This is a genomic window from Nocardiopsis sp. RV163 (genome assembly GCF_001029525.1).
Lineage (GTDB): Bacteria > Actinomycetota > Actinomycetes > Streptosporangiales > Streptosporangiaceae > Nocardiopsis > Nocardiopsis dassonvillei.
Window position 1 is genome coordinate 1 of sequence record NZ_LEKI01000170.1, and the last position, 12,122, is coordinate 12,122.

Annotated in this window: 10 protein-coding genes; 2 read left to right on the forward strand and 8 right to left on the reverse strand. The window is 71.1% G+C overall.

Annotation, left to right across the window (positions count from 1 at the left end):
* Positions 1-836: polysaccharide lyase family 1 protein (locus ABD54_RS22465; protein WP_047871519.1), on the forward strand; the 836-nt coding region annotated here is incomplete at its 5' end.
* On the opposite strand, the gene ABD54_RS22470 is transcribed toward ABD54_RS22465, so the two are convergent.
* The 3 genes from ABD54_RS22470 to ABD54_RS22480 all read right to left on the reverse strand — a co-directional run bounded on the left by ABD54_RS22470 (position 829) and on the right by ABD54_RS22480 (position 4,778).
* Positions 829-1,728, reverse strand: coding sequence for a hypothetical protein (locus ABD54_RS22470; protein ID WP_047871525.1), 900 nt, complete (start codon positions 1,726-1,728; stop codon positions 829-831). The two genes, ABD54_RS22465 and ABD54_RS22470, sit on opposite strands and share 8 nt — an antisense overlap.
* Positions 1,729-2,715: 987 nt before the next feature.
* A complete protein-coding gene (locus tag ABD54_RS22475; RefSeq protein WP_047871520.1) occupies positions 2,716-3,594 on the reverse strand; it encodes a hypothetical protein in 879 nt (292 codons plus the stop codon).
* An 83-nt stretch (positions 3,595-3,677) separates the two neighbouring features.
* Positions 3,678-4,778, reverse strand: a complete 1,101-nt coding sequence (locus ABD54_RS22480; RefSeq protein ID WP_047871521.1) for a pilus assembly protein TadG-related protein — start codon at positions 4,776-4,778, stop codon at positions 3,678-3,680.
* Between the two features lie 419 nt (positions 4,779-5,197).
* Between ABD54_RS22480 and ABD54_RS26750 the strand changes: the two genes are divergently transcribed.
* A complete protein-coding gene (locus tag ABD54_RS26750) occupies positions 5,198-6,169 on the forward strand; it encodes a hypothetical protein (RefSeq protein ID WP_152692078.1) in 972 nt (323 codons plus the stop codon).
* A gap of 13 nt (positions 6,170-6,182) precedes the next feature.
* Here the strand turns inward: ABD54_RS26750 and ABD54_RS22495 are convergent, their stop codons facing one another.
* The 5 genes from ABD54_RS22495 to ABD54_RS22515 form a co-directional block, all read right to left on the reverse strand.
* A complete protein-coding gene (locus ABD54_RS22495) occupies positions 6,183-8,609 on the reverse strand; it encodes a glycosyltransferase family 4 protein (RefSeq protein ID WP_047871522.1) in 2,427 nt (808 codons plus the stop codon).
* A 298-nt stretch (positions 8,610-8,907) separates the two neighbouring features.
* On the reverse strand, positions 8,908-9,579 hold the full coding sequence (locus ABD54_RS22500; protein ID WP_047871523.1) for a hypothetical protein: 672 nt from the start codon (positions 9,577-9,579) through the stop codon (positions 8,908-8,910).
* A gap of 34 nt (positions 9,580-9,613) precedes the next feature.
* A complete protein-coding gene (locus ABD54_RS29185) occupies positions 9,614-10,141 on the reverse strand; it encodes a hypothetical protein (protein ID WP_235432153.1) in 528 nt (175 codons plus the stop codon).
* Positions 10,142-10,150: 9 nt separating this feature from the next.
* Positions 10,151-11,107, reverse strand: a complete 957-nt coding sequence (locus ABD54_RS22510) for an OmpA family protein (RefSeq protein ID WP_235432154.1) — start codon at positions 11,105-11,107, stop codon at positions 10,151-10,153.
* Between the two features lie 131 nt (positions 11,108-11,238).
* Positions 11,239-11,451, reverse strand: a complete 213-nt coding sequence (locus ABD54_RS22515; RefSeq protein WP_047871529.1) for a hypothetical protein — start codon at positions 11,449-11,451, stop codon at positions 11,239-11,241.
* Positions 11,452-12,122: the final 671 nt, after the last annotated feature.

The window sequence follows — 12,122 nt, forward strand, 5'->3', positions numbered from 1 at the left end:
GGGCGGGCGAGCCGCTGGAGCGCGACGGCGAGGAGTACCCGGGCGCGGTCGGCGGGGCGGAGGGGGAGACCGTCACGGCCTCCGACGCCGGGGAGCTGGCCGACCACCTGTCGGCCGAGGAGCCGCTCACCGTCGAGGTCACCGGATCGATCGACCTGGACGGGACGGTGGAGGTCGGCTCGGACAAGACCCTCGTGGGCGTCGAGGGCGGCGCCGAGCTCACCGGCGGGAGCCTGGTGGTCGACGGGGCCGGCAACGTCATCCTGTCCAACCTGCGGGTGGAGGCCGACGGGACCGCGGTGTCCGTGCGCGGCGGAGCCCACCACGTGTGGGTGGACGGCTCCACGTTCTCCGGCGGCGGTGACGACCCCCTCGTCTCGGTGACCGGCGGCGCCGACCACGTCACCCTGTCCTGGAACCACTTCGCCGACGCCGAGTCGGCGCTCGCCGTCGGCGGCGGTGAGGAGGAACCGGGTGCGCTGCGGGTCACCGTGCACCACAACTACTTCGACGGGACTGCGGGGCGCCACCCGGGGGCGCGGTTCGCCGAGCACGTGCACGTGTTCAACAACTACTTCCGGGCCAACGAGGAGTACGGGGTGGAGTCGGCGGACGACTCCAACGTCCTGGTGGAGGGCAACTACTTCGAGGGCACCCGGCTCTCGGTGGCCGCCCCGGAGGAGGAGCCCGGCAACGTGGTCACCCGCGACAACCTGCTCGTGGACTCCGCGCAGCCCGATCTGCTCGGCGAGGTCGCCGATCCGCCCTACGCCTACGAGATGGACGACACCGCCCGCGTCCCCGACGTGGTCTCGGCGGAGGCCGGGGTCAGCTGAACGAGTGGTACTCGTAGCTCTCCCCGACACCGCTCCCGGTGCGGTAGTCCAGCCTGCGGGGGTACCCCTGTCCGTCGATCCACAGCTCGAAATCGGCCTCCCCGACGGCGGTGAGGGTGTTGCGTCCGCTCTCGGGGTCGTAGCCGCCCAGCATCGCCGTGAACGTGCCCGTGTAGTGGTAGGCGCTGTGCGTGCTGCGCAGCTCCGGCCACTCCAGGCTCACCTGCTCGCGCCCCTGCAGCGCGAGGTCGGTGGAGGTGGCGAGCACCTCGCGCAGTTTGGCCGACCCGTACGAGCGTGAGCAAAGGTACCGGTCGGCGGAGCTGGGCGGGTCCAGCAGTTCCAGACCCCGGTCGGCGGTCATCATGAGCTGGCCGCCGCCCACGTCGTAGCGGTACACGCTCAACCCGTCCGTGCTGGAGAAGTAGTGGTCGAACTCCGGTTCGGCCCCGGCGTCGTACATGGCCTGCCCGCGGCCCGAGGCGATCGGGGCGGCGGTGGCCGCGGGGCGGTGATCGGGCGGCTGGGGGAGGGCGTCGGCCGATCCGGCGCCGGGGTCCGGCGCGTCCCGCGGGTCGGTCTCCCCGTCGTGCACGGTGAAGGTGAGGTGGAAGGCCGGGGACTCCTCCAAGAGTTCGACGGCGGCCTCCAGGTAGGCCTCGGCGTCCTCGGGGTCGGCCGCGGTACGGGCGGACCCGCTCCGCGGCGGACGGGACTCCGGGCCTTCCGCGACGTCCAGCCGGGGCAGGGGGTAGCCCACGACGAGCCGGGCCACAGCCCACCCGCTGGCGACCACGGCCAGGCAGACCAGCACCATGAGGAGGGAGACGAACCAGTTGGGCCGCCCTCCCGGGGGGGAGGGCTGCTCATCGGGGTCGGAGGGGTGCGGCATCGACGGAATCGACACGGCCTGGGCCTCGTTTCTGCGGATCTTCGCGCGACCGCCGGGGGACACGGGACGCGGAGGGTTTGCTGATCGTTCTCGTCCGGCACCGGAGTGTGACGGTTGCTACGACGCGGTGACGCAGTGTTCCGTTCGATGGTCCCACGCATGTGATCGCTTCCGACATCCACGAAAACGAGCGCCCAGTCGCGGTGCGGTGACTCCAGGAACGGTGCGAGGAAGCCGAAGGTGCGGGTCCGCGACAGCCGTCGCAGGGTCTCCTGGGAGGCGTGCTCCCACAGCAGCCGGACCGCGGTCCGGGCCGCGGCGGAGGCGGCGAAGGTCGGACTGCGGAAGAGTTCGTGCAGATCCCGGCCCTCCAACCGCAGGACGGTGGCCTCCAGCACCCGCGCGTCCAACAGCCCCAGGAGGGACAGCGCGCAGTCCGTCCGGGCAACCGGGTCGGGGAGGGCTCCGGCTCGCGCGCAGCGCAGGACCGCCTCCGCGGCGGCGGCGGGATCCAGCCTCCAGTTTCCGTCCGGCGCGGGTTCGCGGCCGCTTGCGGCCGTGCCGCCACCGGTCTCGTCCGGGGGACCGGAACCGGTCGCGCCGCCCAGCGCACGGTGCACGGCCCCCCGCAGCTCTGCGGGGAGCCGTTCCAGCGCCCCGTGCGCGGCGGCCACGACGACCAGGGACAGCACGACCAGCAGCAGTGCGGCGTACTCCAGCAGGGTGTTGCCCCGGTCCACGTGTCCGCCTCCTGTCGCGTCCTGTCGCGTCGTGCCCGCCCAGCCCCGTGCCGTGCCTGCGCCGTGCCGTACCCGTTCCGGGCCGCGCGTGCCCTGAGCCGTATTCGTTCCGGGCCGCACCCGTTCCGGGCCGTACGTGTTCCGGGCTGTTGCGCCCCGCGAGGGCCGGGAAGCGGGCTGGCGGGCCCAGCCGCGGCGGCCCCGGCGCTCGGCCGCCCCGCGGACGGGGCGCGGGCCCGCAGGCCCTCTACCGGGGCGGCCGGGGGTCGAAGAGCCGGGGAGGCTCCCTCTCGTAGGCGCGCACGCGGCCGCGGATGAGCTCCAGGTGCTCGGGAGGGCACGACCAGCCCTGACGGGTGAGCGAGCGCAGGAGGCGGCGCAGCAGCCGCCCCGGCCGCAGTTGGAGGTCGTACACGCTCGCCGAGACCACCTCCCAGTCCCGCGCCCGCATCGCCGCGTACCGGACCCGGTCGCTCGCCCCGGCCACCGTCGAGGAGTGGAACTCCGGGCTGTCGTACTCCAGTGCCACCCGTTGGTCGGGCCAGCCGAGGTCGGCGTGGAACACGCCCTCGTCGGTGGGGACCGGGCACTGCGGGACGGGAGGAGGCAGGAGCGCCTCCAGGGCCAGCACACGCGTCCACGACTCGGCGGGCGACCGGCTCAGCGCGGAGGAGTAGCGCAGAGCGGTGCGCAGTTGCCCCGACTGCCGCTGGGAGCGCGTCCGCCGGACAGCGCGGAGCAGGTCCCCCTCGGTGGCCAGCCCCCGGGAGAGGAAGGCGTCGAGGCGGGCCGTGGCCGCGAAGACCGAGGGCGCGCGGGCGGCGACGTCGACGGCCGCGCGCACCGCCGTGGTGACGCGCACGCCCTCCACCACGTCGCGGTCCGCGGCGGGCACGTGCTCCCGGTGGGCGACCACCGGCACGCCGCTGGTGCGTACGCCCCGGGGGACCGCCACGTGCGGGCGGGTGCGTGTGGGGCGGGTGCCCGCCGGGTGCAGGTCCACCCCCCACACGTAGGAGGCGGTCACGTCGCAGACCACCGCGTCGGGGGAGATCGTGCCGACGATCGGCGCGAGCGTGCGCAGGAGGAGGGAACGTTCGGGAAGGGTGTGGTCACGGATGGTCATGCATTCCAGGTTCGAGGGCTCACGCAGCCCCGGCAAGGCCGTTCCGCCGCCTGTGGACAACCCCCGGAGCCCGCGGGGCGCGGTCACCGCATGGGACCGACGCCCGCCGCCAAGTGGATGTGGTCGATGTGGTTCTGGGTGTTGCTGCCCCTGTCGCCCATGGAGCGGCTCACGCTCGACCAGGGGCCCACCGGGTCCGGGTTCCCGCCGGTCGCGTTCCAGATGCGCTGCTCGTAGATGATGCCCTTGACCCCGAGCTGGTGGGAGTTCTGGATCACCCAGTCGATCACCGTGATGGCGGTGGCGTGCATCTGCGGGGTGGGCACAGCGCCCAGTTCCGCCATCATGTAGTCCACCGCCTCGCCGCTGTGGTGGTCGCTGCCCGGCTCGGTGCGCCGACCGCCCGCGGAGAGGTAGAAGCCCGGGAACTGCTGCTGCAGGCGCTCGTGCGCCGCGCACATGATGGGGTGCAAAGACCCCAGCGAGGCGCAGTCCACGCTGGGGCCGCCCCCTCCGACGAAGTCGGGGTTGAAGCCGTAGCGGCCCTCCTGGTCGACCAGGTGCACGTCGATCAGCCGTTTGGCGGAGGCGAGGTCGTCGACGGTGCCGCCGTCGCAGACCAGTTCGCCCCCGTCGCGCCCGCACTGGTGGGGGATGCGGACGATGGCGATGGCCGAGGCGTTGCCGACGACGGTGTTGGTCTCCTCCTCGCTGCCGTCGCAGACCACGTCGTTCCAGTGCCGGGACCCGTCCTCCTCCAGTTCGCGCTGGCACACGGCGCCGCGCACCTCCACCCGCACGATGTTCCCGCTGCGCCCCATGACGTTGTCGCTGGCGCGGATGTCGGTGAGGACCGCCCCGTTGCTCCGCGCGTAGTCCTCGGCGCGCGCCTCGGCGGCCTCCTCGTCGAACCAGGGCATGGGGTAGGCGCCGTCCACGATGTCCTGCGCGGCCCGCTCCTGGAGGGCGCCCACCGCCGCCAGCGCGGCGGCGTCGGCCGCGGTCTGGGCCCGGGAACGCTGGTCGTTGGCGGCGCCCACCCGTACGAACAGCAGGGTGAGCGAGAGCAGGGCCAGGGTGAGCCCGAACAGGAGCAGGACGTTGGCCTGTCCGTCGTCGCCTCCGCCCGGCGCGCGCCGCCGGGGCGCAGGGGCGGTGTGGGGGATGATCCGTCGCAGTCCCATGCCTTTTCCATCAGGGGAGGGGGCGCTCCCGGGAGGAGGGGAGCGCGGGAGGGGAAGGCCCGGAGCGCGTCGCGCGCGGTGAGCACGCGAACACGCCCGGACAACGTCCCGACCAGCGCAGCTTATCCGGGCATGTCGGGAAGCGGTAGGGCCTGTGGACGACCGGGGCCGCCTGTGGGGCCGGTGTGAAAGGTGTTCGCCCTGTTGGGAGGCGACACGGCGAGGCGGCGGACGTGGGCCCGCGCGCTCCGGGCCACGTAGCCGTACGACTTCGTAGGAATTGTCCGGCGGGTTTCTGGCGAGTGTGGGCCCATGACGGGTTCCGCGCAGGGAGGATGGACCCTGTCCGACGCGTGCCGAGCCGTGGTGCGTGGTCGGATTCGCACCCATTCCACCGCAGAAGAAGCGAAGGCGAGGACATGAGCGCCCGTAAAGCGATGACCCCCGTCGAACAGGACGAGCTCCTCCGCAGGATCGGGACGGACCTGCTCCGGGCGGCCCCCGACGACTGGGTCAAGCTCCGGCTCGTGTACTCCGGACTGGGCGCCTGCGAGACGGCCCTCTTCGAGGTGATGTTCGAGGGAGGCCGCAGCAGCGGCTGGGTCCCGCCGCTGTCCACCATGGAGCGGCTGCGGGAGATCCGCGCGGGGATGTACGCCGAGAGGACGGGCACCTGGTACACGGCCTACTACGAGATCGACCGGCCCGCGAGCTACCGCGTCCGCTACGACTACGAGAACGAGCCGCACTTCGACGAACCGCGGGACGACGCCAGCTACCTGCTCGACCTGGAGCACTTCCCCCGCGACGACGAGCACGTCCCCGCCTGGCTGCGGGACCGGCTGGAGGGCGACCGCGTGCCCGAGACCCAGGACGGCGGATCCCCCTGGAGCCTGCTCATCGCCTCGCGCCCCGAGCAGCGGACGCGGATGTCCCCGGGGGAGATGACCCCCGAGGAGATGATGGACACCGTCCAGGAGATCGTGGACCGCACCCTGGACGCGGTCCACGGCCCCTGGACGGAGGTCGTCGTGGACTACCGGGGCCTGTTCGGGGTCTCCTCGTCACGGGTGAGTGTGCGCAGACCCGACGGCGGCACGGAGTGGGACCTGCTCCTCCCCGAGGCCGGACGGCTGCTGGACCGGTTGCGCACCGGCATGTACCAGCCGGGCAAGGGCACGTGGTTCACCGCCCGGTTCACGGTGCAGGAGTCGCGGGAGATCGGGGCGCACTTCGACCACGACGCCCCGCCCGAGTTCGATGTCGAACCCGACCCCCGCAACTTCCACCAGGACATCCAGCACTTCCCCCGCGGCGCGGACCACCTGCCCGACTGGCTGCTGGACCGGCTCAGCCTGGCCCAGCGCATGATCCGCACCGGGCAGGCCTGAGAGCTCGCCCAGGTCAGGGCATCCGTCGCCGTACGGCCTCCCGCACGTGGACGTCGGCGACGGTGACCTGGAGGTCACCGGACCTCAGGGGCGTCACGGTCGCCGAGCGCACGTACGGGCCGTGGCTCCAGCGGCGCGAGGTGCTGTCCGGGACCGCGGTGGCGCCCAAGCGCCCCAGAGCCCCCGGCGGCCCCGCCAGCAGCCGCAGCCGCCATGTGGCCCGGACCGCGCCGGGCCCGTCGTACCCCGTCCCCGTCAGCAGCGGCAGGGAGCCCACCAGACGGCCGCCGGAGGCGGAGCCGCCCTCGGCGCGCAGCGGGAAGCGCCGCCCCGTGTCGGTGCCGTGCACCACCTCCACGGCGTACTCCGCGCCCTCCGGGAGCGGAGAGGCCAGCCGCACCTCGAAACGCAGGCGGCCCGCGCGGCGCCCCGCAGGGCTCGCCCGCACGACGTCCACCTCCAGGGTGGGCGCCAGCGGCGACGTCACGAGCCCCAGGCGGTCGTTGACCGTGTAGTAGGGGCGCACCCGCGTGCCGCCCCCCACGCCCCGCTCCACCTTCTGGTCCGGGTACCGGATGATCTTCTGGTAGCCCGCCACACCGGACAGGTGACGTCCCACGGTGCACTCGGTCCCGTCGGAGAGCACCAGCCGCAGCTCCCACTTCTCGGATTCGCCGTACCGGTCGTGCACCAAGACCTCGGGGTCCACCACCGCCGTGAAACGGCCGTCACCGGCCACCGGCGCGGAGAACTCCCGCAGTGCCCCGGGAGACGTGCGCAGCCGCACCGCCAGGCGCGCGCGGGCGTCCGGGGCGTCGCGGCCCAGCACCCGGCCCTGTACGGTGATCAGCCCGTCGGCCGACTCCACGTGCTCCACCTCGGCGTGGTGAGCCGAGCGTCGCACGTGCAGCACCAGACGTCCCTTCGCCGAACGGGAGGGCAGCACCAGGGACAGGCGCCCGACCCGTCCGGGGTCCAACGGGAACCCGTGCTGGCGGATCTCCACGTCGTGGACCGGGGTCTCCCGGTCGCCGTCGAGCCGCAGCACCTCCCACGTGCGCGCGGCCAGCCGATCGCGCGCGGCGTCCACGACCACGTCGCCGCCGTCCGGCTCCAGGGCCACCCGCCTGCCCTCCAGGGTCAGCACCACCCGGTCGGGCGGGTCGGTGAACGACAGCACCGCGGCCCCGTCCCCGGCCACGCGCACCCGGCAGGCGGCGGCCGGTTCGGGGCGCGGCGCGGGTACCGACACCGGCGGCGGAGGCGTTTCGCGGCCGGAGAGGTCGGAGAACAGCTCCTCGTGCATCAGCATCACGTTGGCCGGGTCGAAGCGCTCGGAGCCGGTCAGCGCGGCGGACGACATCCGACGGCGCAGCTCGTCGTCGGCCATCAGCCGGGCCAGCCCCTCGGCGATCCCCGGGGCGGACCGGTTCGGCACCAGCAGCCCGTCCTCGCGGTCGCGGATGATCGAAGCCGGGCCGTGCGGGCAGTCGGTGCTCACCACCGGCAGTCCCGAGCGCATGGCCTCCACGATCGTCATCCCGAACGGCTCCTCGCTGGAGGTCACCGCCGCGAATGAGCCCTGGGCCCAGGCCTCCTCCACCCGCGGGTGCGCGCCCATCAGCCACACGCGGTCCTGGAGCCCGAGCGAGTCGACCAGTCGGACCAGCGCCGCACGCCGGTTGCCGCGCCCGTAGATCCGCAGCGTCCACTCGGGGAACTCCTCGCTGACCATGGAGAAGGCCTGGACCAGGAGGTCGTGCCGTTTGCTGGGGGCCAGCCGCCCGGCGGACACGATGGTGCGGCTGTTGTGCCCGTTGGCGGTGAACGCGGGCGCGGGCACCGAGTTCGGGATGGACAGCACGCGCACCCGCGGCAACGGCATCCGCTCCCGGTACGTGCGCGCGTCTGCCTCGGTCACCGTCACGAAGGCGTCCAGGTGGGGGTAGGCCTCCTCCATCACCCGGCGCAGCGGCTCGGAGTGCTGGTCGTAGGTCAGGTGCTCCTGACCGATCTTGACCACCCGGCTCGGGGCGGCCCGTGCGATCACCACGTTCAGCCCCGGCCGGGTGCCCACCACCACGTCGGCGTCGGTGGTGGCCAGGTACTCCTCCAGCCGGTCGTCGGTCAGACGGCTGTGTGTGGGCCCGCGCGCGTCCTCCGGCGGGAAGAGCAGCGGCGGTACACCGGCCCGTTCCGATCCCTCGTACAGCGGGCGGCCGTCGGCCCCCGTGCCCTGGTCGCCGTCGTATCCGCGCACGTCCACGAGCGGACGCAGGCGCACCTGCGCGGGTACGGGCAGAACGGGCTCGGCGCGGTGCCGGAACACCGAGACGATCTCGACCTCGTGACGGGCGGACAGCGCCGCCGCCTGGTTGGCGACGGTGCGCACGGTTCCGCCGATGCCGTACATGTCGTTGATCAGATAGGCGATCTTCACCGAACCCCCGTGTGGTCAGTGCCGGCCCGTGCCCCCACGAGACGGCAGCGATGCCCGTCTTCCACACCGGAGCCCCGGAGGGGCGGTGCGGGAACGTCCAGGGTACGAACGCTCCGCAGGGAGAAATGCCCTTTATGTCTGATAAAACCCTGGTATTTACTTATTTCTGTGAGTGTTTTGCGCAACCTTCACGAGCCGCGAAGACGCCTGACCCGGCTCCGTGAGCGGCGCTCGTGTAAGGAGGCGCGGATGCGAGCCCGGGGGTGGAGGTCGGGGCACGGGGGTGTGGACGGCGGCCTCAGTAGGTGCCGGTGTCCTCCCAGTAGGCCCAGGCGGCGCAGGGCGAACCGTAGGCGTCGCCGATATGTCCGATCCCCCAGGAGATCTGCGTGGACGGGCTCTCCCGGAAACCCTCGGGCATGGAGCCGTGCCTGGCCGGGTTGAACCCGGAGATGCCGTGGTCACCGGTCTCGGCGTTGACGAACGTGTGGTCCCAGTGGGAGACCACGTTCCACAGGTTGCTCAGGCACTCCCACTCGTTCTCGGTCCAGCCGCGGTCCGCGGCCATGCCCATCGCGAGCGCCTCGTTCTCCAGGGCGTTGGAGTTGCCCTGGCCCCACTCGTACTCCTCGGGTTCCTCCGGCCGGTCGGCGTCCACCCAGGTCTCGTCGCCGCAGCCGGGGCCCTCGACCAGGCACACCATCTGCCGGACGCCGTTGTTGAAGGTCTGGCTGAGTTCGAGCTGGTAGACCGCGACCATGATCGCCGCGGCCAGTACGGTGACCGCCGCCAGTTCGACGAACGCCGCGCCCCGGTCGCCCCCGGTTCTTCGATCGGGACTGAACCGTTGCAGGAACCGGCCGCCCCGGTGCCGCCTCGGCGGCCCGTCGCGCTCACCGGACCGCCCGGGCGGTCCAGTGGGGGAGGGCCGTCGGGTGTCCCCGAGCTCGGGGCGGTGGGGAGTGGGCAACGCCGCCTCCTAGGCGATCTGGCTGGTGGGGACTTCAGGAGATGGGGATGTCCTCGATGGGGTCGAAACCGGGGATCTCCACGGAGATGGTCTCCAGGTCGCTCGGGACCGAGTACATGGACCAGTAGCTGACGGTCTCTCCCGGCAGTGCCGTCTCCTGGAGCTGCACCGAATACTCCCCCGAGCACAGGCAGTAGTTCTCACTGTCCATGACCGGGTGGAACCTGGTCCCGGTCTCCGGGTCGAACGCCGTGATCCCGGCGAAGTTCGGCCCTGAGTACATGTAGGAGTACTGGTTGAACCAGGACAGCACCACACGTTCGTTTCCGGGGTTCCGGATGCTCCAGGTGACGGACAGGAGGTCTCCGCTCTCGTTCCTGCTCGCCTCGTTGACCTCGGCTTGCAGTTGACCAGACAGCTCGTCCGTTCCGCTTGCGCTGCCGATTACCTCCAGATCGCCGCTCTGCGGTGCCGACGCGGCAGTACCTGTTCCCGCGGATGTGACGAACAGGATCGACGCGACTGCGACAGCGAGTGCGGATGACCGGTGGATCTTGTTCATGACGCTCGCTTATTTCTCGAATGTGACACTGACTCGCCGGTTGCGCTCGCGTCCTTCTTCGGTGTCGTTGTCGGCTATGGGGTCGCTGGCTCCGTGGCCCTCGACGTCGAAGGTCACCTCGCCCCTCGTGACCAGTTCGGACAGGACCGACTCGACCGCCTCGGCTCGCTCGAGGGACAGCGGAACGTTGACCGACTCACTGCCTGTGTTGTCGGCGTGACCATCGACCTGGACGACATCGGAACTCGCGTCATCGATCTCGCTGGCGACCTGCTCGAGGATCTCCTGGGCATCGGAGCTGAGAACTGCGCTGTTCGTCTCGAAAAGCACGTCCGAGGAGAGGAGGATGCTGATCTCCTCGCCGTCCTCGGTCCGTCCCGTCTGGTCTTCGGTGTTGTCCGAAATGAAGGTCAGGTCCAGGATCTCCGGGGAGGCCAGGTCCTCGCTCTCGAGGGTCTCCGACGACTGGCTGATGGGAATGTCCATCAAGGGCGGAGTGAGCGGTGTGGTGACGGTCAGGGCTTCGACGTCCTCCGTGACGGGAGGCGGGAAGGCAACCCACATCTCCTCCGTCTGGCCGCTGGCTATGTTGCCGTTCCAGGTGGAGCAGACACAGGAGCCGTCGCCCCTCTCGTAGCTGAGGATCCTTTTCTGGTTCTGCGCGTCGATGAGACTGACCCGGCTGGCCGTGTTCGGCTTGTCGTCCACCGTGAGACCGAAGTTCAGGGTGAAATCGGAGTCGGATTTGTTGGTCACTCCGAAGCGAAGTCTTAATAAGCCGGGAGACATGTTCTCGAGCGCGTACACATCGATTTGGAGGTCATCGCCGATCGCCGTTGACGAGGACGTGCTGCTGGCCAGCACCTCCTGGCCGCTGCTCCCGTTGCTGTTTCCCGGACGCGAAGAAGATGGTGGTTCGGCATCGCTGTTCTGCCCGGCGGAGGAGTTGTCGTCCGGGTTGACCACGCACCCTGAAACAAGAAAGGAGAGAGCCACGAGGAGTGAAGCGGGGCGAAGTGCTCCACGTATCTTTTTTCGTGGGGGAGGAGGGGGTGCGGATTTCATCTCTTCTCGCCTGACGGTCTTGGTGGGGGAGATTACTCGTACGGAGCGAGGATCTCCGTTATCGCGGTGGTGATCGACTGGCCGATTCTGCTGGGGATGCCGATGGCCAGGATCGCTGCGACGATGCCCGCGACGAGGATGACAATCGCTGCGTACTCGATCAGGGTCGCACCCTTGTCCTTCTCCTTGGAGGTCGGCACGAGGAAGGCGCTCAGCGTCACCCAGAGTTTGGTCAGGCTGTTCACGGGGCTCAACTCCTTGAGGAGGGGGTCTTACGGCACCACATCTTCGCGGTCCTCGAGCAGGTGGGTTCCCGCCCGCGGCCCACCGGGGGAGTGCGTGGGCGACGCGTGCTCACGGAATCCCACTATCCGGCATGAACACCGCCGCCATCCCGCCTTCTGACCGGATGTGGCCATCTTCCCTCAGGATGCCCCATGGATTCCGGAACCACACGTTGTCCACAGGGCTGGATGAGCACCCGGGCGGAAGGCGCTGGTCGGGTCGATGCGCTGTCACGGTTCCTCGCCGGGGCGAGGTCACGTTCGGTGGTCGGCGGGTCACCATGATGGCACGTGTGCCAGGGGAGCGCCACGGCCGGAGGGTGAATACCGGATCACTCTTGGGCTCCCCGGAACGCCCGGCCCCGGACGGGGACCGGCTTCCGCGCGAAGGCGCCGCGCTGACCGGACGGGGCACGGCGAACGGGGCCGTCCTCGGGACACACCGCTTCGTCGCGGCTTCCTCTCTCCGGTGAGACGGCCCGGCCCGCCGGGACTTCCCCCGGTTTCCGGCGGCTCGGGCCAGAACCAGTCGCCTTCGGTCGGCATCCCCACAGTCAGGACTCCGATCCCCGAGTGCCTCGTCTCCTCCACGGCACTCATCCCCGTTCCCGCGAACCCCACTACCCCGACCC